Consider the following 23,978-nt stretch of genomic DNA (forward strand, 5'->3'; position numbering starts at 1 on the left):
TGCCTCGGCCCGCGCTCAGGCGCACGGCCCGACGGCCGACCACGAGCCCCAGACGTTCACGGCGGGCTCCTGCCCGCGGGTCCACCACTGCGCTCGGTGGTTGACCCCGTCGTGAGCCACGACCTCACCTCCGACATACACCGTGGACGCGTCCCACGGCTCCGCGCACTCGGCCACCGCAGGTGCCGCGGCGGCCGGGCCGACCTCGGCCCACGGGCCGAACCAGGGCGACGTACCGGGCTCCTGGTTCCGCGTCCACCACCGTGCTTCGTAGACCACGCCGTCGTGCTGCACCAGGTCACCGCGCTCGTACACGGTGCTCGCGTACCAGGGGTTCGGGCCGGGCTCGGGAGTCGAGACCTCGGGAAGCAGCTCGATCTGCGTCGGCTCGTCCACCGGCACGAGTCGCGCCCCGGCGTCCGACGGCGCGGCGTCCGTCAGCTCCAGCAGCCCGGACATGTCGACCGAGCCGTCGGCGGCGATCTCGGGACGGATGCCGTCGACGTCGAGCGAGACGAACCACGAGGCGTCCACCGCCGACGCCCCGCCCAGGTTCCAGTGGTTCGACGGGTCGGTCACCAGCGAGGTGTCGTCCTGCTTGAGGGCGAGCACGTCCACGGCCGGGTTCTGCCAGGAGACGACGCCGCTCGCCCGGTACGCGGTCGTGCTCGCGTTGGTCTCGAGGCGGACGCCGCGGTCGTTCGCGACCGAGGTCACGTCCTCGAGCCGGACGTCCGGGCCCGAGTTCGAGGTCACGCCCGTGGCGAGGTTCCCGAAGCTGACGGAGTTGCGCAGCAGGTGGTCGCCCGGGATCGACTCGCCGCCGAGCTTGAACCCGTTGCCCTCACCGGTCCGCGAGGGGTCCGCCTCGAGCCAGCCGTTGTCGTACGCGACGGAGTCCTCGACGATCACCGTCCCGATCGGGCCGGTGGTCGACTTCGCGTACAGGTCCCAGCCGTCGTCGATGTTGTGGTGCGCGATGTCGTTCCGGAACACGTTGCCCTCGCCGACGGTGAGCTTCGCGGCGAAGCCGTCCGCGTCGTTGCCGCCGGCGTCGGCGTTGTTGTGCGCGACCGACGACACCACGAGGTTGTGCGACGGCCACATCGACGGCGGCTCGGCGCTGCGGCCCGAGATCTGGATGCCCGTGTCGGCGTTGTGGTGGGACTCGACCCGCTCCACCACGTTGTGGTGGCCCTCGACGAGCATCGGCTTGGCCTTGTCGCGCGAGCCGGTGATCTCGAGGTCGTAGACGTGCCACCAGTCGCCGCGCAGGACCAGGCCGCCGTCGGGCGACTGCGACAGGTCGAGCGTCGCGCGGGTGCCGGGCTCCGAGAGGAGCGTGATCGGAGCGTCCTGCGTGCCGTCGCGGCCGCGCTCGGCGACGACCTTGCGGGTCGGGGTGTAGACGCCGTCCGTCAGGACGATCTGCTGCCCCGCCTGGGCGAACCCGACCGCCGTGTGCAGGTCCAGCGGGTCGGACCGGGTGCCGGCGCCGTCCGCCGAGCCGTCCGGAGCGACCCAGACCGACTGCCCCGGCTCGCCGAACCTCTTGACGGTGACGGTCAGCGGCACGTCCACCGGGTCGGTGGACTCGATCTCCTCGCGCTCCCCGAGGTGCGGCTGCTCGGCGTCGGGCAGCAGCCGGGCGGTGAGCTCGTTGACGCCGTCCTGCAGGGCGACGGGCACCAGGGCCCGCTCGCCGGGCGCGAGGCCGATGTCGTCGACGACGACGTCGCCCGCCGCATCGAGGACCTGACCGGTGCCGTACATGTTCGCCACGAGGGGGACGTCGAGGCTGCGCTCCGGCGTCGTCGAGGTGATGTCGACGCCGAGCGTCGCCGGGACGTGCTCCGTCGGCGGCTCCTGGGCGGGCTCGTCGTCGTCGGGGTGGATCGTGGTGAGCTCCCAGTCCGTGACCGTCACCTGGATCTTGCGAGCCACGGCCATCCCGACGAAGAGGCGCTCCGGGTCTTGCTGAAGCAGCATCTCCGGGTCGTACTGGATGACCTCCAGGATCTCGCCGCCCTCCTCGGCTGACCGGTGCCAGACCGCGTGGAACCCGGTGTTCGACCTGCGCAGCGAGAGCTCGAAGACGTCACCGGTGGCGAACCTCGGGCCGGTGGTGTCCGCCCGCCAGGCCTCGTCGAAGACCTCTGCGTCGGAGGTGTCCCGCGTCCCCGCGGAGCTGTCGTGCGGCGCGCCGGTGTAGCCGTGCACGAACCGGGCGCCGGGCGTACCGTCGCGCACCGTGCCGGTGCCCTCGCCGTAGCGCGTGATCAGCGCACCGGCGGAGTTGAAGTACCGGGCCGCGGAGTCTCCGGGCACGAGGGTGTCGACCGCGAGCACGCCGAACCCGGACTGGTTGTCCTTCGTGGCGGCGTCGTCCACGCGGAAGGTGGCGGTGAGCGTGAAGTTCTCTTCCTCCGGGTCGATCTCGGTGTAGTGGTACTGGAACCCGTCCTCGGACGAGGCGAGCTTGGTCGAGCTGGCGCGCGCGTCGAAGGTGATCGATCCGTCGGCGTTCTCGACCACCTCGCCGCCGGAGCCGGCGTTGGAACCGATGTCGGCGGTCTTCCACCGCTCGACGGCGGTGGCGACGGTGACCTCGAACGGAGCACCCGCGGCAGCGTCCGTGCCGCGGTGCGCGACCGCGCGCAGCACGTAGGTCTGACCCGTGGTCAGGCCGGTGACGTCCGCGACGGTGCCGACGACGCCCTCGACGACGGTGGACCAGCTGGTGCCGTCCTCGCTGACCTGCACCGAGTAGGTCTCGGCCTCGGGGCTCGTGGACCACTCGGTGGACAGGGTGCCCCGGTCGGCGGAGACGGCGGTGGTCAGGGCGGAGGCGATCTCGGGTGCGGCGAGCGGGAGCGAGAAGCCGGCGTGCGCGACCCGGGCCGAGGTGAGCGGCGCGTCCTCGCCGTAGCGCGTGATCGAGACCTCGACCGCGTAGTCGCCGGACGCGGGCGGCGTCAGCGCGACGGTTCCGACCGGACCGTCGGTGACGGTCATGGCGCGGTCGACGACGGCACCCGTCGCGTCGTGGAGCGCCGCGTGCGCGACGTCGCCGCCGTCGATGCCGAGCAGGCCCGTGAAGCCCACGAGCAGGGTCCCGGGGTCCGCGGGGTCGGTGGTGAGCGAGTCGACCGTCGGGGCCGCGACGTCGGCCCACGGCGCGCGGTCCCCGAGGTCGACGGGTCCGAGCTGCGCGGAGAAGACGTTCACGCCGGAGCTCGGGGACGCGAGGTAGTAGTCGCCGGGAGCGGCGACGTCGATCGTCGCGGTGGCGACGGGCACCGTCTCGTCGTCGGCCGGCGCCGGCACGCGGGCGACCTCCCCGGTCGCGCCGTAGAGGGCCAGCGCACGGTCGCTCGCGCCGCTGCTGCGGGCGTTGACGACGACCTGGGTGGGCACGTCCTCGGCGCCGACGGTGAAGTGCAGGGAGCGCGCCTCGGCGCTGCCCGACCCGTTGAGCTTGATGCGCTGGGAGAAGACGTCGCCGCGGTCGGAGATGCGATCCGTCGCGTCGACGGTGACCTTCTTGGTGGCCGTCGCGTAGATCGTGAAGTCGGTCCCCGTGTCGACCACGGTGGCGTAGTCACCCGGCGCGAGGTCGCTCGCGTCGAGCGCCGTGCCCGGCCCGACGGCGACAGCCGTCAGCGCGGACGTGACGGTGAGTGCCGCTGCGACCACTGCCGCCAACGACGTGCGGAGGGTCCGCCCGAACGGTGTCATGGATCTCCTCGTCGAGATGCGCGTGCTCTGCGATGAACCACGCGAGAAACCGGTTTCCCGCACGGTAATCGCATTCCGGCCTAGCCGTCAAGGCTGGTCGATGCTCGACCGCCCGCCGGGACGGCCGCGCCGTCTCCTCCGGTACCAACCCGCCCGAGAGCTGGAGCGACCGCAACCGCGGCATCCGCGCGAGGAACGTGCCGTCGGCACCGTCGAGGGAGACGGAGAAGCACCTCGAGCGCCGCCGGGGACGCCAGGGCGCCCAGAGCGCGGAGCGCGACGCGCCGCGCGGCGGTGCGCTTGCTCGGGGTGCGGGGCGAACCGCTGCGGGTCGGTGTCCGGGTGCGCGGCGACCCACTTCGCCACCTGCGCGACCTTGTCGGGGAGCGGCGGGCCGTCGGTCGCCGCCGGTGCGACCGGCGAGACGGAAGGCCTCTCGAGCCCGGCGTCGTGCTTCGCGACCGCTCGCCGGATGATCGCGATCTTGTCAGCGCCCTGCTCGGTGACCTCGGCCGGGAGCCGGTCGAGGGCGGTCACGTCGGCCCGCGCCGCCAGCGCCAGGAGGGACCAGAGCGCCTGCGCACCGACGGCCCCTCGAGGTCCCAGGAGACGAGGCCGGCGGTCGCTCCGAGAGCCGGGTCCTCGAACACCTGCGGCGCCGCCCGTTCCAGCTCGGGGTCGCTCGGCAGCCTGGACACGCCCCGAGCGCGTTCGGCTGGTTCGAGTACCGGTCGACCCCGTCCAGCACCTGGGCGGAGCGTTCCGCGCCCAGGGCGTCCGGGAGGGCGGCGAGGATGGTCTTCGGTCCTGGCGTGCGAGCCTCCGCTCATGTCGGAAGGCAGGAGACCGACGACGATCACCGAAGGCCGCGGACGTCGACAGCACGGTCCGCAGGGCGACACAACCGAGCCCGGTCTCGCAGCGAGGGATGCAGGCCGGAGGGAGCCGGACGGCCACCGGTTGGACGACTTCCATAACGTTTTGGTTACACTGGCGCGGTCCCTTCCATCGATCCCCGGAGCACACCGTGTCACGAGGCCGCCACCACGCAGCGCCCGCTGCCCCGAAGCGCTCCGTCCGGCTCCCGGTTCTCGCGCTGGTCACTCTGCTCGGAACGGGAGTCCTGGGCTCCGGACCCCAGCCCGCGGACGCCGACGACGCCGCAGTGGCACCCGTCGCCGGGGCAGCCGAAGGACGCGACCAGCCGGCCGCCAGCCGCTCCGGCGACCGAGCGGCCCGGGAGCCCCTCCGGCAGGCGGCGCCGACACCGACCCCGGCTCCCGCGCCCGCGCCCGCTCCGACGCCCAAGGTAGTCCCCGCTCCGACGTCCGAGCCCGCCCCGGCGCCCACCCCCGTACCGCTGCCCGCAGTCACCGGTCAGCTCTGGACCACGGACGCCGTCAACGTCAGGACCGGTCCGTCGGCCGATGCCGAGCGCGTCACGACGGTTCCGCTCGCGACGGTGGTCGACGTCACCGGCACCGCCCAGGACGGGTGGAACCAGGTGGTCTGGGAGGGTGCCGTCGCGTGGGTCAGCTCCAGCTTCCTCTCCGAGACCGAACCGGTCGCAGCGGCGCCGGCGAGCGCAGCCGGTACCTCCGGTGCCGCCTGCTCCGTCAGCGCGGGGATCGAGTCGAGCCTGCGGAGCAACGCGTCCGCGGTCTACCGGTCCGTGTGCGCGGCGTTCCCGCAGGTCACCGCGTACGGCGGCATCCGGCCCGGCGACGGCGGCGATCACGGCACGGGCCGCGCCGTCGACATCATGATCAGCGGCGACACCGGCTGGGAGATCGCGCGCTACGTGCAGGCCAACGCCGGCGCGCTCGGGGTCACCTACGTCATCTACCAGCAGCAGATGTGGATGGCGGGAGACCCCGCGGGGGCCTGGACCGCGATGGAGGACCGCGGCGGAGCGACCGCGAACCACTTCGACCACGTGCACGTCAGCACCTCCTGACGACCGGTACCACGGCCGCGTTCCGCGCCCCGCCGCGGCGGTCCGCCGCGGCGGTCCGCGCAGGCAGGGTTTCGGCCGGGTTCAGACGGCCGCGTCGTCCGGTGAGCGGCGGATCGCGTCGAGAGCGGCGTCGTAGTAGGTCGCGAGGGGTCGCACCGCGCCGTCGCGGGTCCACGCCTCGCCGGCGAGGTCGAGGCACGTGATGACACAGCCGACGACGGCCTTGGCGCGCAGCGTCTGGTCCGCAGCCGCACCGAGGCGTCGTTCGACCTCCGGCACCAGCTCGTCGTACCAGCGCAGGTGCTTCTCGATGCTGCGCGCCCGCAGCGTGGGCGTCTGGTACATCATCCGGGAGACCGCCAGGAGCCGGTCCTTGTCCGCCGCCTTTCCCTCGAGCGCGAACAACGCCTCACGCAGGGCCGCCCAGACGTCCTCGTCGTCGGGCCGGCGTTCCAGCTCGGCGCGCAGCACGGCCCCGTCGGCGACGAAGTGGCCGAGCGCGACGTCCTCCTTGGTGCCGAAGTAGCGGAAGAAGGACCGGCGCGAGATTCCCGCGGCGGTGACGATCTCGTCGATCGTGGTCTGCTCGAACCCCTTCACGAGGAACAGGTCCATCGCCACGGCGGCGATCTCGGCGTACGCCCGCTGACGGGACCTCTCCCACAGCCCGGGACCCACCTCGCGCGTCGATGCCATGCCGTCACCCTACCTTTCCGTAGCCCATGTGCCTGGTTGGCACTAGGTGCCACATAGGCATACCGTGTCCGCATGAACACCTCGAAGAAGCCCCTGGACCACGCCCGCCAGACCGTCCTCGTCACCGGAGCGAGTGCAGGGATCGGGGCGGAGTTCGCCCGACAGCTCGCCGCTCGCGGCAGCAGCCTCGTGCTCGTCGCTCGGCGCGCCGAGCGACTCGAGGCACTCGCCCGGGAGCTCGAGGACGCTCACGGCACCGACGTGGTCACGGTGCCCATGGACCTCGCGCAGCCGGGTGTCGGTCGGCTCCTGCAGGGCGAGCTCGACGCCAGGGACGTCGAGGTGACCAGCGTGATCAACAACGCGGGGTTCGCCCACCTCGGCCCGTTCCACGCGCAGGACCTGTCGGACGCCAGCGCGGAGATCGCCCTCGACGTGGTCAGCGTGGTCGACATCAGCCACACGTTCATGCCCGTCCTGCGTCGACGCGGGGACGGCTACCTCATCAACGTCGCCAGCATGGCCGCCTACCAGGCCACCCCCACGATGGCGGTCTACGGTGCGAGCAAGGCGTTCGTGCTCCACCTCACGGAGGCCCTCTGGTACGAGGCCCGCGACACCGGCCTCCGCGTGCTCGCCCTGTGCCCGGGTGCGACCCGGACCGAGTTCTTCGACGTCGCCGGGGACGGAGCCGACGGCGGGTCCCGCCGCATGTCCGCCGACGCGGTCGTCGTCACAGCCCTGCGCGCGCTCGACCGTCGCAACCCGCCGCCCAGCGTCATCGCGGGCCGGTCCAACCGATTCGCCGCCGTCGCGTCCCGGCTCGTCGGTCGGCGCGGTACGACCGAGATGATCGGCGCGCTGATGACACGCGGGACGGTTGGTCGCTGACCCGTCTCCGACCACGACGACAAAGGCTCGGATCCCGCCGGTCACGTATCGTGATCAGCGGGATCCGAGCCCAGTGCGTTCGGTGGAGCTGAGGGGACTCGAACCCCTGACCCCCTGCATGCCATGCAGGTGCGCTACCAGCTGCGCCACAGCCCCGAGGACCCGAAGGTCCAGGTAAGACGCTCCCCCGGCCGGTTTCCCGTCCTGCGGAGCGTCGCTAGTCTACGCAGAAACGGGCTCCAAGTTCCAATCCGGTCCCGCGTTCCACTCGTCGAACGGGAACCCCGCACCGACGTTGTGCGCGACGAGGCGCCACGCCGGCACCGCCGCGGGCGCCGAGCGGTGCAGGTGCGACCAGTGCACGTTGTGCAGGCCGCTGATCCCCCGCCAGCCGCCGGGGTCGAGACCGAGCAGGGCCGTCACGGCGAGCGTGATGGCGGCGCCGTGCGAGACCACCACCAGGGTGTCGCCACGGTCGAGCGCGTCGGCGTGCTCCGTCACGGCGGCGAGCATGCGCGCCGCGACGTCGACCTTCGCCTCCGCCCCGGCGCGCGTCGGCTCCTCGCCGGCCCGCCAGGCCGCGTGCTGCTCGGGCCAGCGCTCGGCGATCTCGTCGCCCGTGAGACCTTCCCACTCGCCGAAGCTGCGCTCGCGCAGGCGGGCGTCGAACGTGGGCTCCACGCCGACGGCCGCGCCGTACGCGCGGGCCGTGTCGGCGGCGCGTCCGAGGTCGGACGTGACGACGCGCGTGGCCCGGTGCGCGGTCGCGAGGGCCTTCGCGCCCTGCTCGGCCTGCCACCGGCCGACGTCGTCGAGCGGGATGTCGGACTGCCCCTGCAGCCGCAGCGCGGCGTTGAACGCCGTGCGGGCGTGCCGCAGGAGGACGAGGGTGCCCGCTGTCACGCGAGCGGCTCCCCCGAGAGGCGGATCGCGCCGTCGTCCTCGGAGCGGTTCCCGCCCGTGGTGTCGTCGGCCGCGTCCACCGTACCGTCGCCGCCGCGGGCGTCCTCGGGCAGCTCGATCAGCGGGCAGTCCTTCCAGAGGCGCTCGAGCGCGTAGTAGACCCGGTCCTCCGCGTGCTGCACGTGCACGACGACGTCGCCGAAGTCGAGGAGCACCCAGCGGGCCTCCTGCTTGCCCTCGCGGCGGATCGGCTTCGCGCCGGCCTTGTGCATGGCCTCCTCGACGGCGTCGACGATGGCCGACACCTGCCGCTCGTTCGTCCCCGAGGCGATGAGGAAGACGTCCGTGAGGACGAGCTGCTCGCTCACGTCGAGCGCGATGATCTCCTCGGCCTTGCGGTCGGACGCCGCGCGCGCCGCGGTGACGGCGAGCTCGACGGCCCGTTCGGTAGCAGTCACGTGTGTTGTCCGTTCGTCGGTGGGGTGTGCGGGTCAGCGGACGGCGTCGGGAGCGCCGACGGCGTGCCACGCCGGGTCCGAGGGGTCGACGGTCTCGACGACGGCAGCCGCGTCGTCGACCGCCGGGGCCGTGTCGTCGCGCGAGATGAGCTCCCACACGAGCAGCCCGAGCACGAAGGCGACCGCCACGAGGATGAGGTAGTGCAGCCAGGTGTACGACGGACCGCGCGGCTCGTCGTCCTCCTCGGCCGCGTCGTCGGCGCTCTCGGCGGCGCGGGCGTGCACGCGTGGGAAGAGGTCGTCCCCGGCGGGGGTCGACGCAGCGGCGACCGGTACGGGCGCGCCCGAGGCGGTCCCGAACGGTGACGCCGGCTTCTCGACGGCGCGAGCGGGTTCCGGTGCGTCGCCCGACGTGATCGCCGCCCAGGGCAGCGCCGATCCCACGGGCTCGGCCGGTGGTGGCGTCGCCTGCCTCGTCGCCCGGGCGGCGGGCGCCTCGACGGGCGCCTGGGCCGCAGGCTGCACCTGCGTCTCCCCCCAGGGTGACGGGGACGGCGACGGCGACGGGCTCCCCGGGGCCGTCGAGGCCCCGGTGGAGCTCGCGAACGCGGACATGCGCTGCGGCTGGTTCGTCAGCGGCAGGCTCGTCGGCGGCGTCGAGGGCGCGGGTGCGGACACCTGCCCGAACGGCGACGCCGCGGGCACGCCGGGTACCGGGGTCCGGCCGGAGGACGTCGCGAAGGGGTCGCCCGTGGGTGTCGGCGGGCGGACGGGGCCGCTCGCACCGGGCGCCGTCGGACGCGGAGCGCCGGCGGGCGGGCGCGAGCTCGTCCGGGTCGGGACGGCCGGCGTCGGGGCGGGCGGGCGGATCATGACGCGCTCAGCGGTCTCCTGGACCGGGGTCAGACGACCGGTCTCGTCGAGACCGCGCATGCCCCCGGACGCCGCGGGCGGCCGGACGACGGAGGGCTGGGACGGATAGTCGGTCGCCCCCGTCGTCTCGCGCAGGGTGCGCCGCGAGGGCGGCGGCGTGGGCGGGGCGGCCGGGCGCGCGGGCGGCGCGGGGGCCCAGGTGGAGGCCGCCGGCGCAGCGGAGGGCTCCGGGGGCGTGCCGCCAGCCTGCGCCGTGCGCTGTGCCGCGGCCGCCTGCTCGCGCTCACGGATCTCGCGCCGCGTCAGGGGGCGGACGGGCTGCATGTTGCTGCCGTTGTCACTCATCGTGCTGACCTCGATACAAACCGTGCTTGGCGATGTACTGGACCACGCCGTCGGGCACCAGGTACCACACCGGCTGGCCCGCCTGCGCGCGTCGACGGCAGTCCGTCGACGAGATGGCGAGCGCCGGCACCTCGAGCGTCGTGACGACGCCGGGAGGCAGGCCCTCGACGCTCAGCCGGTGCTCCGGGCGCGTGACAGCCACGAAGTGTGCCATCTTCCACAGCTCGTCGGCATCCTTCCAGGTCAGGATCTGCTCGATGGCGTCCGCACCGGTGATGAAGAAGAGCTCGGCGTCGGGTCGCGCGTCGCGCAGGTCGCGCAGCGTGTCCACGGTGAAGGTCAGGCCCGGTCGGTCGACGTCCACCCTGCTCACGGTGAAGCGAGGGTTCGACGCGGTCGCGATCACCGTCATGAGATACCGGTGCTCGGCCGGGCTGACCTGCTGGTGCTGCTTGAACGACGGGTTGCCCGTGGGGACGAAGACGACCTCGTCGAGGTCGAACCGCGCGGCGGCCTCGCTCGCGGCGACCAGGTGTCCGTGGTGGATCGGGTCGAACGTCCCGCCCATGACCCCCAGTCGGGGCCTGCGCGGGCTCATCGGTCGGTCGTCGGACGCGGCACGGGATCCCGTTTCTCCGTCAGTGGCGCGTGCCCACGCTGCGGAACGCGTAGGTCACCAGAAGGAGCGCGACGAGGCCTCCGAACGCGAGCAGACCGTAGGCGAGCGGCGGGATGGGCAGGTGCGACGCGGCCTCGGCGCCTTCCTCGGCTGCCTTCACGACGGCTGGGATCACGACGTCCTCCTCGAGTGTCGTCCCCGGGCGGGGTCGACCGTCCGGACGGGTCCGGGCGGTGCGTGCTGGGATGCTTGCGGGCGACCGGAGGGGCTCCGGTCGCCGACCAGTGTCTCACGGACCCGTGGGAGACCGGTCCGGCCGGTACCGGGTACTTCCCGGCACAGCGGTCGTCACGGACGAACGTGACCGTCGCCGTGGACGACCCATTTCGTCGTCGTGAGCTCGGCGAGGCCCATGGGGCCGCGCGCGTGCAGCTTCTGGGTCGAGATGCCGATCTCGGCGCCCAGGCCGAGCTGCCCGCCGTCCGTGAAGCGCGTGGAGGCGTTCACCATGATCGCGGCCGAGTCGAGCTCCGCGACGAACCGCTCCGACGACTGCAGGTCGCGCGTGACGATCGCCTCGGTGTGCCCCGACGTCCACGTGCGCACGTGCTCGATCGCGGCGTCGAGGTCGTCGATGACCCGGACCGCGATCTCCAGCGCGAGGTACTCCGTCGCCCAGTCCTCGTCGGTCGCCGGGAGGACCTCGAGCCCGGCGGGCGCGAGCGCCGTCGTGCGCTCGTCCCCGTGCACGACGACGCCCGCCTCACCCAGCGCCGCGAGCGCGGCGGGCAGGAAGTCGTCGGCCGCGTCGGCGTGCACGAGCAGCGTCTCGGCCGCGTTGCACACCCCGACACGCTGCGTCTTGGCGTTGAGGAGGATCTCGAGCGCCATGGCCCGGTCGGCGCTCGCGTCGACGTAGACGTGCACGTTCCCCACGCCGGTCTCGATGACGGGGACGGTCGACTCCTGCACGACGGTCCGGATGAGGTCCGCCCCGCCGCGCGGGACCAGGACGTCGACGAGGCCGCGCGCGTGCATGAGGGCGACCGCACCGGGGCGTCCGTGGGCGTCGATGGACTGCACGAGGTCGCCCGGCAGGCCCTGCACCTCGAGGGCGCTCGCGAGGACGGCGACGATCACCGCGTTCGAGCTCGCGGCCGCCGACCCGCCGCGCAGGATCACGGCGTTGCCGCTCTTCAGCGCGAGACCGGCGGCGTCGACCGTGACGTTCGGGCGCGCCTCGTAGATCATCCCGACGACGCCCATCGGCACGCGGAGCTGGCGCAGGCGCAGCCCGTTGGGCAGCGTCGAGCCCCGCACGACCTCGCCGACGGGGTCCGGCAGGCCCGCGAGCTCGCGCAGCGCGTCCGCGATCGCGGCGACGCGCTCCGGGGTCAGGGCCAACCGGTCGAGCAGGCCGGGCGCCATGCCGTGCGCGCGACCACGCTCGAGGTCGTCGGCGTTCGCCGCCACGATCTCGTCGGTCGCGGCGACCAGTGCGTCGGCGAGGCCGAGCAGCGCCGCGTCCTTCGTCGCGCGGGTCGCGGTCGCGAGCGCTCGGGACGCCGTCTTGGCCCGGCGGGCGATGTCCTCGACCGCGGTGGCGACGTCGGTGGTGCCGTTCTCGACGGCGGCGGCGGGCCCGCGACCGACCGCAGCCGTGTCCTCGATGGTCGTCATGTGCCGAGCCTACGACCGACAGGCCGCGTGGCGGGAGCGGCGTCCGCCGACCATGCCTTCGTCCCCGTCGACCATACGGTCCCGGACCGTCCCGGGAGTAGGACAGGCCCTGATCACCTGGTCAGCAGCGAGGGATCACCTGGTCGGCAGCGAGGCAGCGCCGTCTCGTGCGACGACCGCGGTCGTCAGCGGGCGCGCTTGCGCACGAGGACGAGGTCGTCGCGGTGCACGATCTCGCGGTCGTAACCCTCCCCCAGCTCCGCGCGCAGGTCGCCCGTCGTGCGGCCGAGCAGCCCGGGAAGGTCGCGCGACTCGAACGCGACGAGCCCGCGGGCGACGACGCGCCCGTCGGACGCCACGAGCTCGACCGGGTCGCCGGCGTCGAACTCTCCCTCGACGGCCGTGACGCCTGCCGGCAGGAGCGAGGCCCGGCCGCCCTGCACGGCCCGCACCGCGCCGTCGTCCAGGACGAGGCGCCCGCGCGTGCGCGCCGCGTGCGCGAGCCACAGGCGGCGACGCGTCGTGCGCTTGCCGGTCGCCGCGAACCACGTGCCCACGGGGTCTCCCGCGAGCGCGGCCGCAGCGTTCCGGGCCTGCGTGAGCACGACGGGGATCCCCGTGCCGGTCGCGATGGTCACGGACTCGAGCTTGGTGACCATGCCCCCGGTCCCGACCGCGCTCCCCCGCGACGTCACCTCGACGCCCTCGATGTCCGCCGCGGAGCGCACCTCGGCGATGCGGCGCGTCCCCGGTCGTGACGGCGGCCCGTCGTACAGGCCGTCGACGTCGGTGAGGAGCACCATCGCGTCGGCGCGCACGAGGTGCGAGACGAGCGCTGCGAGCCGGTCGTTGTCGCCGAACCGGATCTCGTCGGTCGCGACGGCGTCGTTCTCGTTGACGACGGGGACCACACCGAGGTCGAGCAAGCGCTCGAGGGACCGCTGGGCGTTGCGGTAGTGGCCACGGCGCACGGTGTCCTCGGCGGTGAGCAGGACCTGGCCCACGCGCAGCCCGTGCGCCGCGAAGGCCTCGGTGTAGCGGGCGACGAGCATGCCCTGCCCGACGGACGCCGTCGCCTGCGCCGTCGCGAGGTCGCGCGGTCGCGTCGTCAGGCCGAGCGGTCCCAGGCCGGCGGCGATCGCGCCGGACGTGACGAGCACGACCTGACCGCCGGCCGCACGCCGCGCCGCGAGGACGTCGACGAGCGCGCGCAGAGCGGCGAGGTCGAGGTGCCCGTCCGCGCCCGTGAGCGACGACGAGCCGATCTTCACGACGACGCGGTGGGCGGTGGCGATCTGGGACCGGGAGGACAGGGCGTTCACCGCCCCATCATCGCCGCCGCCCGCCCGGGCGCGCTGCGGATTTCACGAGGCAGGACGCCGACTCCGTGCTGTGGGCATGCGATGGGCCCGGTTCCACGTCGGAGACCGGGCCCATCTCCAGCCCACAGCTGCTCGTCAGTCGGCGTCGGGGTCCGTCCAGGTGCCGGCCTGGCGCTCGGTCCACAGCTCACGGCGGGCCTCGGCCTTCGCGTCCATGCGCTCGTGGTGCTCGCGGCGCTTGTCGGTCCGCGTCGGGCGCAGGCTCTCGTCGAGGCGGTTGTCGGAGCCGCGCGGGCCGCCGAGCAGCTCGGAGCCCGTCATGAGCGTGGGCTCCCAGTCGAAGACGACGGCGTTGACGTCGCTGCCGATGCGCACCTCGTCGCCCGCGACGGCGCCCGCGGCGAACAGCTTCTCCTCGACCCCGATCCGGGCGAGCCGGTCGGCGAGGTATCCCACGGCCTCGTCGTTGGAGAAGTCGGTCTGCCGGACCCAGCGCTCGGGCTTCGCACCCCGCACCTGGAACCAGTAGTCGGTCGCCCCGCCCTTGCGCGTGACCGTGAAGCCCGCCTCGTCGACGGCCCTGGGCCGCAGGACGACGCGCGTCGGCTCGGGCGCGGGCGCGTCCGCGCGCGCCTTCTCGACGAGCTCGGCGAGCGCGTAGGTCAGCGCACGCAGCCCTTCGTGGCTCGCCGTCGAGATCTCGAGGACACGCAGCCCGCGCGCCTCGAGGTCCGGCTTGACGAGCTCGGCGAGCTCGCGCGCCTCGGGCACGTCGATCTTGTTGAGCACGACGATCCGCGGACGCTCCATGAGCGGCACGCGCCCGCCCTCGATCTCCAGGTCGCCCGCGTACGACGCGAGCTCGGCCTCGAGCACGTCCAGGTCGCTGATCGGGTCCCGGTCCGGCTCGAGCGTCGCGCAGTCCAGCACGTGGACGATCACGGCGGTGCGCTCGATGTGGCGCAGGAACTCCAGCCCCAGTCCCTTGCCCTCGCTCGCGCCGGGGATGAGCCCGGGGACGTCGGCGACGGTGTACCGCGCGCCGCCGGCCTGCACGACGCCGAGGTTCGGCACGAGCGTCGTGAACGGGTAGTCCGCGATCTTCGGCTTGGCCGCGGAGATCGCCGCGACGAGCGACGACTTGCCCGCGCTCGGGTAGCCCACGAGGGCGACGTCGGCGATCGTCTTCAGCTCGAGCACGACGTCGCGCTCGTCGCCCGGCTCGCCGAGCAGCGCGAACCCGGGCGCCTTGCGGCGCTGGGACGACAGCGCGGCGTTACCGAGCCCGCCGCGACCGCCCTCCGCGAGCACGTACTCCGCGCCCGCGCCGACGAGGTCGGCGAGCACCGTGCCGTCGGCGTCCTTGACGACGGTGCCGTCGGGCACGCGCAGCACGAGGTCCTCGCCGTTCGCGCCGTCGCGGTCGTCGCCCATGCCCTGGGTGCCCGACGTCGCGTGGCGGTGCGGCGAGTGGTGGTACTCGAGGAGGGTCGTGGTCTGCGGGTCGACGACGAGGCGCACGGTGCCACCGTCGCCCCCGTTGCCCCCGTCCGGCCCGGCGAGCGGCTTGAACTTCTCGCGGCGCACCGACGCGCAGCCGTTGCCACCGTCACCGCCGGAGACGTGCAGCACGACGCGATCGACGAACGTGGCCATGATCAGATCCTCTCGCAGGTGCGCAGAGCGCTGGCGGCGACGGAGGCGTCGACCGCCGGGGTGGAGCCGGGTGGTACGGCAGGAGGGGCGCACCGCATCGGTGCGCCCCTCCTGCGTGAAGCCGTGCTGGGTGGTCGTCAGACCTCGGCGGTCACGATGTCGATGACCTTGCGGCCGCGGCGCGTGCCGAACTGCACGGCGCCGGCCGCGAGGGCGAACAGCGTGTCGTCCTTGCCACGGCCGACGTTCTCACCGGGGTGGAAGTGCGTGCCGCGCTGGCGGACGATGATCTCGCCGGACTTGACGACCTGACCACCGAAGCGCTTGACGCCGAGGCGCTGGGCGTTGGAGTCGCGACCGTTGCGCGAGGAGCTCGCGCCCTTCTTGTGTGCCATGACGAACCTGCTTTCGTGCGAGGGGGAGGGTGCCGGGCGGCGTTCGGCGGGGCCTCACGGCCCGCTGCGTCACGCCGCGAAGATCACTTGATGCCGGTGACCTTGAGGCGGGTCAGCTGCTGACGGTGACCCTGACGACGGCGGTAACCGGTCTTGTTCTTGTACCGCAGGATCGTGATCTTCGGACCCTTCTCGTCCCGCACGACCTCGGCGGTGACCTTGACCTTCGCGAGCTTCGCCGCGTCGGTGGTCACCTTCTCCCCGTCCACCAGCAGGAGGGCGGGCAGCTCGAGGGACTCACCGACGCCGGCGGACACCCGGTCCACCACGACGATGTCGCCGACTGAGACCTTTTCCTGGCGGCCACCGGCCTTGACGATCGCGTACACCACGTTGCTGCTCATCTCTCCTAGTCTTGGCGTGCTCGTCACGGCGTGAGACGTCTTGGAAACTCGAACACGCCGCGGCGTGCGAGTGCGAAACCGTCCGTGGGCACACGGGACCGGCGCGCCTGGGCGCGCCGACGTTCAAGCCTACGGAACGGCGGGCCGCAGGTCAAATGCCGCCGACTCGGCTCGGACGGTCCCGCGCCGCCGGATCAGTCCAGGACGAAGGTGATCTCGAGCATCACCTGCCACGCCACGATGCGACCGTCCTGCACCTCGACCTTCTGCTCCTTGACCCAGGCACCCGAGACGTTGCGCAGCGTCTCGCTCGCGCGCTCCACCCCGGTCCGGACAGCGTCCTCGAAGCTCGTCTCCGACCGCGCGCTGATCTGCGTGACGCGTGCCACCGTTCCGGCCATGTTCGCTCCCTCCGTCGGACGGGCGCCCTGGCGCGCCCGCGCTCCACCCGAGCGTCCCGCCGTGCGCACCCGCCCGCCACCGGGAGCCCGTGCGCGGCCGCGCGACGGGGCACCGTGGGTGCGTGCCGTCCTCCCCGTGCGGAGCGGCGAGCCGGGTCCGGCCGTGCCAGCCTTGCGGGAGCGGAGGTGATCCCATGAGCTCCCGGGCCGAGACCCCTCGGGACCCCGTCGACGAGGCGATGGAGACCGTCGACCGGCGCGAGTTCCTGCCCCGTGCGCAACGACGCTTCGCCGACCAGGACCGGCCGCTCGCCATCGGCGGGGGGCAGACGAGCTCCCAGCCCTCCACGGTCGCGGCCATGCTGCGCCTCCTGCAGGTCCCCCGGGACGCGCGCGTGCTCGACGTCGGCGCGGGGTCGGGCTGGACGACGGCGCTCCTCGCCCGGCTCGTCGGTCCCGGTGGCCGCGTCGTCGGGGTGGAGCGCGACCCGGAGATCGCCACGTGGGGAGCGGCGAACGTCGCGCGGGCCGACGTCCCGTGGGCCTCGCTCGAGATCGGGCGCCGAGGTCTCCTGGGACGGCCCGGCGAGACCTTCGACCGCGTGCTGGTCTCGGCGGCGGCCGAGAAGCTTCCTGCCGCGCTCGTGGAGCAGGTCGCCGCGGGCGGGAGGCTCGTCGTCCCGGTCCGGCACACGATGCTGCTCGTCGTACGCGACGTGGACGGCGCCGTCCGCACGACCGAGCACGGCTCCTACTCGTTCGTGCCGCTCGTCGAGGACCCTCCCGACGACGCGCCGGGCTGAGCCGTGGACGCCGCCCCCGGCGCGGCCGGCTCGCGTCGCCAGGGCGCCCCGACGAGGTGCGCCCGGCACCGCGCCTCGTAGCGCTCGGACCCGCCCACGTGCGACGCGTCGGCGACCAGCGCGTCGCCGACGTCGTCGTCACGGGTGTCGCCCTCGGCGTCGTCGTCTCGAGCCGTCGCGACGGCCCCGGTGCGGACGTGGAAGGCGGCGTCCTCGCCGCACACCGCGCACACCGCCGTGAGCCTGTCGACGCGTTCCGCCCGCGCGGCCAGGCTCGGCAACGGCTCGAAGGGACGCGCGTCGTAGGTCACGTCGAGGCCGGCGACCACGACGACCGACCCGTCGTCGGCGAGGCGCTGGACGACGTCCACGAGCGCCGGACCGAAGAACTGCCCCTCGTCGACGGCCACGAGGTCCCACGGCCCCTCGGCCCGCGCGACCGCCTCGAGCTCGTGCGCGTCGTGCACCGTGCGCGACGCGAGCGACAGGCCGGAGTGCGAGCTCACCGTGCCGCTCCCCCGCCGGGTGTCGAGGACGTGGTCGACGAGCAGGACGCGCCGCCCGCCGACCTGGGCCCGGCGCACCCGGCGCAGGAGCTCCTCGGTCTTGCCCGCGAACATCGGCCCGGACACGACCTCCACCCGACCGGTCACCACGGCCGCCTACCGGTGCCGGGCGAGGCCGGGCGACTGCCGGACGGGGAGCGGCTTGGGTGCCGGGAGCGGCTCGGCGGACGATCCGCCGCTCGACGGCCGTGCCTCCTCGCGGCGGGCCCGCCGGGACGACTCACTGCCCTCGCCCTCGTCCCGCGTGCCGCCGAGGACCGTGAGCTCGGGCACGCGCGTCACGAGCGGCAGCTCCTTCGTCCCGGTCGACCTCTCGAGGATCCGCGCCGCCGGGACGACCGTCGACACCCGCACGACGCCCGGCACGGGCAGCGGGTTCGGGCTCGGCGGGAGATCGGCGGGTCGGTCCGGCTGCTGGTCCCCTGCGGGCTGGTCGTCGGCACGGCGACCGTCGGCGGGCTCGACGGCGGCCTGGCCGCCGGTCGTTCGACCCTCCGCGGCGCCCTCCTCGGACGGACGCTCGGCCTCACTGCCGGAAGCGCCCGCTCCCTCGGACGGCGACCCCGTCGGGCTTGAGACGGCGACCGGCGCGGGCGCCGGAGCCGACATGGCGGCGGCCCGTGCGCCGTCGGGAAGCGGCGGGAGCGCCGGGTGACCGGGTGCAGCGGCGGCAGACCGGTTCAGCGCCCCGTACGGGACGTGGACGCTCGGCGCAGCGAGCCGGGCGGACTCGACGTGCGTGCGCTGGTCGTCGAAGAAGATGTGCGGTCGCAGGACCTCGAGGATCCCGGACTTGTCGATCCCGCCGAGGAAGAACGCGTCGTCGACGGAGACGCCCCACGACTTGAGGGTCGCCACGGCGCGCTCGTGCGCGGGCGCGGACCGGGCGGTGACGAGCGCGACGTGGATGCGCGGCTCGTACGAGGGGTCCTCCCGGCGGCGCGTCCTCTCGACCTCCTGGAGCCGGTGGATGCCGACGACCAGGTCACGCAGCGGCCCGCCGCCGAGCGGTACGTCCGCGAGCTCGGCCTCCCGCCGACGATAGGACGCGAGGTCCCCGCCGCGGAACTCCTGCTCCGACGAGTCGTCGGCGAGCACGCCGTCGACGTCGAACGCGATGCGCAGCTCGTCCCCGGGCTCGTCGGCGAACGTCGGGTCCAGCACGTACCCCGCGGGGAGCCCGAGCGCGACCGCGTCGCGCACCGAGGCCTCGTCGGCCGAGAGGAACAGGTCCATGTGGAGGGGGCGGATGAACTCGTAGGGCGTGTGGCCCTGGCGGAACACCGCGCGCGTGATCGGCAGGTCGTGGTGGCGCACGGACCGCATGACGCGCAGCCCGGTCTCCGGGGAGTTCCGCGACATGACGATGACCTCGACCAACGGGTCGTCGTCGGACACCGAGAGGTCGTTGAGGGCCAGCAGGCGCCGCACGAACCCGAACGCGACGCCGGGCCGCAGCGGTTCGTCGAGGTGCTGCTCCTGGAACGCGCGGTACGCGGCCTCGCCCTCGGTCCGGAAGACGCGGTCGGAGTCGGTCAGGTCGAACAGTGCGGACGAGGCGACGCCGACGACGAGGCGGCCCGTGAGGTCGTAACCCATGGCCGCACTATGCCAGGATCGCGGCCTCCGGCGGAACGTCGCCCGAGGAGGGGGACCACTCCTCGCGGAGCACGCCCAGGACCACCGCGTCGTACCGGACGCCGTCGACGACCCGCGCACGGCGGAACCGTCCCTCCTCGACGAACCCGAGCCGGCGTCCGACCCCCAGCATGGCCGCGTTCCCCGACCACGTCGCGAGGTCGAGCCGCACCCAGTCGGTCGCCGAGAACAGGTACGTGGTCCACGCGCGCAGCGCCTCCCGGCCGACGCCCCGGCCCCGCAGCGCGGGGTCGAAGACGGTCACGCCCAGCCGGGCCCACTGCGTCTCGGCGGACTCCCAGTACCAGGAGCAGGTCCCGACGAGGCGGTCCTCCTCGTCGGCGACGACCACGCGTCGGGGCGGCAGCCCGTCGGGTCCGAGCCCGCGCGGGTCGTGCGCCTCGGCCGCCGAGGCGTCCCTGAGGCGCGCGACGAGCGCGTCGGCCGCGGCGTCGTCGGGCACCGGGTAGTACGGCCCGTCCCACCGGTGCCACTCGTGGTGCGGTCGCATCCACTCGCGGAACGCGGCGAGGTCGCGCGGGGTCCACCCGCGCAGCCGCACCCCGGTCCCGACGCCGTACGTCGGGACCGCGGTCACGCCTGGTCCTCGACCACCTCGTCCGGGGTGTCGGACGCAGGTGCGTCCTCGGACGGGCCGTCGGTCGCCTCGTGCGCGTGCTCGTGGTCGTGCGCGTGGGCGGCGGCCGCCGCGATGGTGGCCAGCGTCGCCTTGACCGCCTCGCGCGCCTCCGACGACACCTCCGGCAGGACGGGGACACCCGCGTGGGGCAGCGTGATCGGGGCGTCCTGGGACGCACCCTGCTCCGCCGAGGAGCCCGAGCCGCGCTTGCGGCGCGAGCGCTGCTTCGCGTCGCCGTTGCCCTCGGGAGCGCCGCCCCCGTTGCCCTGGCCGTTGCCGTTGCCGGACTTCTCGATCGGGTCCGTGTGGACGATGAACCCGCGGCCGTGGCAGTGCTCGCACGTCTCGCTGAACGCCTCGACGAGACCCTGCCCGACGCGCTTGCGCGTCATCTGGACGAGCCCGAGCGACGTCACCTCGGCCACCTGGTGCTTCGTCCGGTCCCGGCCGAGGCACTCGACGAGCCGGCGCAGCACGAGGTCACGGTTCGACTCGAGCACCATGTCGATGAAGTCGATGACGATGATGCCGCCGATGTCGCGCAGCCGGAGCTGGCGGACGATCTCCTCCGCGGCCTCGAGGTTGTTGCGCGTCACGGTCTCCTCGAGCGTTCCGCCCGAGCCCGTGAACTTGCCGGTGTTGACGTCGACGACCGTCATCGCCTCGGTGCGGTCGATGACGAGCGAGCCGCCCGAGGGCAGCCAGACCTTGCGGTCCATGCCCTTCGCGAGCTGCTCGTCGACGCGGTGCACGGTGAAGACGTCCTGCGTGCCCGTCCACTTCGAGACGCGCTCGCGTAGGTCCGGGGCGAGCTCCTCGACGTACGAGGAGATCTCGGTCCACGCGCCGTCGCCCTGGACGACGAGCGACGTGAAGTCGTCGTTGAAGATGTCCCGGACGACGCGGATCGCGAGGTCGGGCTCGCCCTGGAGCAGCGCCGGGGCGGACTTCGCCGCCTTCGCCGCCTTGTCGCTGATAGACGCCCACTGGCCGCGCAGACGCTCGACGTCGGCGCGCAGCTCGTCCTCGCTCGCACCCTCGGCGGCGGTGCGCACGATGACGCCCGCGCCGTCGGGCACGACCTCCTTGAGGATCTTCTTGAGGCGGTTGCGCTCGGTGTCGGGGAGCTTGCGGCTGATCCCGGTCATGCCGCCGCCGGGCACGAAGACGAGGTAGCGGCCCGCAAGGGTGATCTGCGACGTCAGGCGCGCGCCCTTGTGGCCGATCGGGTCCTTGGTGACCTGTACGAGCACCGGGTCGCCCGACTTGAGCGCCTGCTCGATGCGGCGCGGCTGGCCCTCGAGGCCCGCGGCGTCCCAGTTGACCTCACCGGCGTACAGCACGGCGTTGCGGCCCTTGCCGACGTCGATGAACGCCGCCTCCATGCTCGGCAGCACGTTCTGCACACGGCCGAGGTAGACGTTGCCCGCCATCGAAGTCTGCGACTGCTGCGAGACGTAGTGCTCGACGAGCACGCCGTCCTCGAGCACGGCGATCTGCGTGCGGCCGTGCGTCTCGCGCACGACCATCGAGCGCTCGACGGACTCGCGGCGAGCGAGGAACTCCGCCTCGCTGATGATCTGGCGGCGGCGCCCTGCGTCCCGGCCCTCGCGGCGGCGCTGACGCTTCGCCTCGAGGCGCGTCGACCCCTTGAGCGCCGTGACCTCGTCGGCGAGGCTGCGCTCGCGCGGACGGGTCCGGGTCGTCACCTCGCCGGGCTCGCCGCGTCCTCCGCGGCGGCGACGACGACGACGGCGGCTCGAGCCGCTCTCGTCCTCGCCCTCGGCCGGCTCGTCGGCCTCGGCGTCCTCCGCGATCTCCTCGGCGGTGCCCGCGGCGTCGACCGGGGACTCGGCACCGTCCCTGCCACCCTCGTCCTGACCGCCATCGTCCTGACCGCCATCGTCCCGACCGCCGTCGTTCCGCCCGCGGCGGCCGCGGCCACCACGGCGACGCCGACGTCGCGGCGCGCCCTCGGCGTCGTCGCCCTCCGCCGCGTCCTCGGCGTCGTCGTCGGCAGGTTCCGCGTCGGCGGTACCGGCGTCGACGGTGCTCACTGTGCCGGCATCGACGGTGCCGACGGTGCCGGAGAGGTCCGCGTCGACGAAGTCCTCGGGGCCGAAGGCCACGACCGGCAGCTCGACGCCCTCGGCGACGAGCTCGGACTCGATGGCCTCGATCTCCTCGACCGCGGCGCGGTCCTCACCGCTCAGCACGAGCTCGGCCGACACGTCGGCGGCCGCCTCGGCCACCGTCGCCTGCGCAGACTCGTCCGTCACCGGCTCGGCAGGACGCGCCGGGCCGGCGGACCGACCCGCGGCACGACGCGACGAACGGGTCGAGCGACCGCCCGACCGCTCTCGCGAGGCCACCGGCTGCTCGGGCTCGGGCCGCTCGGTCACGGTCTGCTCGGTCACCGGTGTCTCGGACGCACGCCTCCCGGTCGCCGCGGGAGCAGGCTCGGTGGACGCGGGCGCGGTCGACGTGGGCTCGGCCGGCGCCTCGTGGTGCGCCGGCGGCCCGGCGGGGCTCTGGGCACGGCGCGGTCGCCGCGGGGCGGCGGCCGGGTCGGGCGCCTGGAAGAGCAGCGCGGTCGTCGCGAGTCGCGGCGTGCCGCCGCCCGTGGTCGCGACCGGCGACGTGGGGGGTGCGGCCGGTGCGGTCGCCGTGCCTCTGGTCTCCGGGCTCGCGGTCTCGGGCGTGGTCGCCTTGCGGCTCGTCGCGGTCTCGCGCCGAGCGTCGGTCGACGGCGCGCCGGCCGCTGCGGTCGCCCGCCGGGACCGCCGTGCGCGCTGACCCGACGCGGGCGCCCCGCTCGACGACGTGGCGGACGCGTCCACGACGGGAGCCTCCGATGCCGGGGCGGCCTGAGCCGCGTCGGTGTCGGACGTCGCGCTCTCGGGCCCTGCGCTCCCGGTCCCCTCGCTCACGGCCGTCGCAGCGCCGGAGACGGTCTCGTCAGCCCCGGCCTTCGCCCGGCGTGCACGGCGAGCAGGCTTCTTCGCGACGGCGGGCTCTGCCGCCGGCGCGTCGACCGTGGCGGCCGGGAGCTCGGTCGCCGCAGCACCGTCGGCCGCAGGAGCGGCCGCTTCGACGGGGGCAGCCGCATCAGCGCGCGGAGGCGTCTCGTCGGGAACGGCCGCGGCACCCGCCGCCTTCGTCCCGGACGTCGCCCGGCGGGTCCTCTTGGCGCGGCGCGGCTCCGGGCTCGTCCCGAGCAGCGCGTCGGCGTCGGGCTCGGTCGCCGGAGCGTTCACGGCCGTCTCGGCCGGTGCGGCGCGGAGGCCGAACTCGGACAGGACGTCGAGCGCCGGCGGCTCTGGCTCCACCGCGGGTGATCCGGTCGGCGCCTCTGCCGGCGCCGCCTTCTTGCGCTTCGCGCCGCTCTTCGCCCGACGTGCCGGCGCGGTCTCGGCGGCCGGCTCCGCGGCGGCGTCGGGGGCGCCGGACCCTGCCGTGGTCGGTGCGGGCTCCGTGGCCGACGGTGCAGGAGGAGTCGTCTGCGCGGCCTCGTCGCCCGAGATGCCGTCGGGGGTGCTGGTCGCCCGCGCGGCGACCGGCTCGACCGCGGGCGGGGCGACGTTCCTGGTCGCACGCCGGCGACCGGTCTTGCGCACGGGAGCAGTCTGTGCGGTGGGGTCCTGCTCGACGCCGCCTGGTGAGGAGGCGTCGGCGGTGCTGTCGGAGGTGTTGTCGAGCGTCACGCGTCGTGCTCCAGCTTGCTCGAGGCCCCGCCCCGCACCGTGCGGCCCCTCGAGCGGTCGGTCGTCACCCGGGGAGAGCGCACCGGAGCGCGTCTCCCCCGCGACGGAAGTCGTCGGTCACGGCTGCGGCACGCGAGGGGCGGCGCGGGCGCCTGCCGTACCGGGCCCTTCGCCCCGTGGCGGCGCTCCGCGGGCCGCTGTCGCGACTGCTGCAAGCACGTGTGCGCCGAAGGACGATGCGGTGCCCTCCTGGCACGCCCAGTATCGCACAGGGGGGCCGACCCACCCT

The 23,978-nt window shown here is 74.1% G+C and carries 20 protein-coding genes and 1 tRNA gene; 3 read left to right on the top strand and 18 right to left on the bottom strand.

The features are described 5' to 3' along the window. Positions 1-15: 15 nt before the first annotated feature. Positions 16-3,738 (bottom strand): right-handed parallel beta-helix repeat-containing protein, encoded by a 3,723-nt coding sequence (locus tag AC4H2G_RS07935; RefSeq protein WP_494365215.1) that lies wholly within the window; start codon positions 3,736-3,738, stop codon positions 16-18. A 928-nt stretch (positions 3,739-4,666) separates the two neighbouring features. On the opposite strand from AC4H2G_RS07935, the gene AC4H2G_RS07940 reads away from it, so the two are divergent. Next, entirely contained in the window at positions 4,667-5,695 is a 1,029-nt protein-coding gene (locus AC4H2G_RS07940) for an SH3 domain-containing protein (protein WP_494365216.1), read from the top strand. Between the two features lie 81 nt (positions 5,696-5,776). Here AC4H2G_RS07940 and AC4H2G_RS07945 read toward each other — a convergent pair whose 3' ends face one another. After that, positions 5,777-6,391 carry a TetR/AcrR family transcriptional regulator gene (locus AC4H2G_RS07945; RefSeq protein ID WP_494365217.1) on the bottom strand — a complete coding sequence of 205 codons (615 nt, stop codon included), beginning with the start codon at positions 6,389-6,391 and terminating at the stop codon, positions 5,777-5,779. Between the two features lie 72 nt (positions 6,392-6,463). On the opposite strand from AC4H2G_RS07945, the gene AC4H2G_RS07950 reads away from it, so the two are divergent. Next, a complete protein-coding gene (locus AC4H2G_RS07950) occupies positions 6,464-7,282 on the top strand; it encodes an SDR family NAD(P)-dependent oxidoreductase (RefSeq protein ID WP_494365218.1) in 819 nt (272 codons plus the stop codon). 83 nt (positions 7,283-7,365) lie between these two features. On the opposite strand, the gene AC4H2G_RS07955 is transcribed toward AC4H2G_RS07950, so the two are convergent. The 12 genes from AC4H2G_RS07955 to AC4H2G_RS08010 form a co-directional block, all read right to left on the bottom strand. Next, positions 7,366-7,438, bottom strand: a tRNA-Ala gene (locus AC4H2G_RS07955). A 66-nt stretch (positions 7,439-7,504) separates the two neighbouring features. Next, positions 7,505-8,185 (bottom strand): histidine phosphatase family protein, encoded by a 681-nt coding sequence (locus tag AC4H2G_RS07960; RefSeq protein ID WP_494365219.1) that lies wholly within the window; start codon positions 8,183-8,185, stop codon positions 7,505-7,507. After that, positions 8,182-8,643 (bottom strand): ribosome silencing factor, encoded by a 462-nt coding sequence (gene rsfS / locus AC4H2G_RS07965; RefSeq protein ID WP_494365220.1) that lies wholly within the window; start codon positions 8,641-8,643, stop codon positions 8,182-8,184. Before rsfS ends, AC4H2G_RS07960 begins: the two co-directional genes overlap by 4 nt. A gap of 33 nt (positions 8,644-8,676) precedes the next feature. Then, positions 8,677-9,861: a hypothetical protein gene (locus tag AC4H2G_RS07970; RefSeq protein WP_494365221.1), complete on the bottom strand. Its 1,185-nt coding sequence runs from the start codon at positions 9,859-9,861 to the stop codon at positions 8,677-8,679. Further along, entirely contained in the window at positions 9,854-10,459 is a 606-nt protein-coding gene (gene nadD, locus AC4H2G_RS07975) for a nicotinate-nucleotide adenylyltransferase (protein WP_494365222.1), read from the bottom strand. The genes AC4H2G_RS07970 and nadD overlap by 8 nt, the downstream gene beginning before the upstream one ends. A gap of 40 nt (positions 10,460-10,499) precedes the next feature. Then, positions 10,500-10,655, bottom strand: a complete 156-nt coding sequence (locus AC4H2G_RS07980; protein ID WP_251151667.1) for a hypothetical protein — start codon at positions 10,653-10,655, stop codon at positions 10,500-10,502. Positions 10,656-10,828: 173 nt separating this feature from the next. Next, on the bottom strand, positions 10,829-12,160 hold the full coding sequence (locus AC4H2G_RS07985) for a glutamate-5-semialdehyde dehydrogenase (RefSeq protein WP_494365223.1): 1,332 nt from the start codon (positions 12,158-12,160) through the stop codon (positions 10,829-10,831). A gap of 185 nt (positions 12,161-12,345) precedes the next feature. After that, complete coding sequence (proB, locus tag AC4H2G_RS07990; protein WP_494365377.1) at positions 12,346-13,473, bottom strand: glutamate 5-kinase; 1,128 nt, start codon at positions 13,471-13,473, stop codon at positions 12,346-12,348. A gap of 144 nt (positions 13,474-13,617) precedes the next feature. After that, positions 13,618-15,138 (bottom strand): GTPase ObgE, encoded by a 1,521-nt coding sequence (gene obgE, locus AC4H2G_RS07995; RefSeq protein WP_494365224.1) that lies wholly within the window; start codon positions 15,136-15,138, stop codon positions 13,618-13,620. Between the two features lie 137 nt (positions 15,139-15,275). Beyond that, positions 15,276-15,533: a 50S ribosomal protein L27 gene (gene rpmA, locus AC4H2G_RS08000; RefSeq protein WP_251151670.1), complete on the bottom strand. Its 258-nt coding sequence runs from the start codon at positions 15,531-15,533 to the stop codon at positions 15,276-15,278. Between the two features lie 83 nt (positions 15,534-15,616). Then, on the bottom strand, positions 15,617-15,925 hold the full coding sequence (gene rplU / locus AC4H2G_RS08005; RefSeq protein WP_251151886.1) for a 50S ribosomal protein L21: 309 nt from the start codon (positions 15,923-15,925) through the stop codon (positions 15,617-15,619). Between the two features lie 206 nt (positions 15,926-16,131). Further along, positions 16,132-16,338: a dodecin family protein gene (locus AC4H2G_RS08010; protein ID WP_454043435.1), complete on the bottom strand. Its 207-nt coding sequence runs from the start codon at positions 16,336-16,338 to the stop codon at positions 16,132-16,134. Positions 16,339-16,532: 194 nt separating this feature from the next. On the opposite strand from AC4H2G_RS08010, the gene AC4H2G_RS08015 reads away from it, so the two are divergent. Further along, on the top strand, positions 16,533-17,141 hold the full coding sequence (locus AC4H2G_RS08015; RefSeq protein ID WP_494365225.1) for a protein-L-isoaspartate O-methyltransferase family protein: 609 nt from the start codon (positions 16,533-16,535) through the stop codon (positions 17,139-17,141). Here AC4H2G_RS08015 and AC4H2G_RS08020 read toward each other — a convergent pair. From AC4H2G_RS08020 to AC4H2G_RS08035, 4 genes are read right to left on the bottom strand one after another with little or no spacing between them, the layout of a single operon-like run. Continuing rightward, a complete protein-coding gene (locus AC4H2G_RS08020) occupies positions 17,090-17,794 on the bottom strand; it encodes a thymidine kinase (protein WP_494365226.1) in 705 nt (234 codons plus the stop codon). The genes AC4H2G_RS08015 and AC4H2G_RS08020 overlap by 52 nt on opposite strands. Positions 17,795-17,803: 9 nt before the next feature. Next, positions 17,804-19,306: a 5'-nucleotidase gene (locus tag AC4H2G_RS08025; protein ID WP_494365227.1), complete on the bottom strand. Its 1,503-nt coding sequence runs from the start codon at positions 19,304-19,306 to the stop codon at positions 17,804-17,806. Positions 19,307-19,313: 7 nt separating this feature from the next. Beyond that, positions 19,314-19,943: a GNAT family N-acetyltransferase gene (locus AC4H2G_RS08030; RefSeq protein ID WP_494365228.1), complete on the bottom strand. Its 630-nt coding sequence runs from the start codon at positions 19,941-19,943 to the stop codon at positions 19,314-19,316. Continuing rightward, positions 19,940-23,689, bottom strand: a complete 3,750-nt coding sequence (locus tag AC4H2G_RS08035) for an Rne/Rng family ribonuclease (RefSeq protein WP_494365229.1) — start codon at positions 23,687-23,689, stop codon at positions 19,940-19,942. Before AC4H2G_RS08035 ends, AC4H2G_RS08030 begins: the two co-directional genes overlap by 4 nt. Between the last annotated feature and the right edge of the window lie 289 nt (positions 23,690-23,978).

It is taken from the genome of Cellulosimicrobium sp. BMG9.23, from assembly GCF_059159985.1.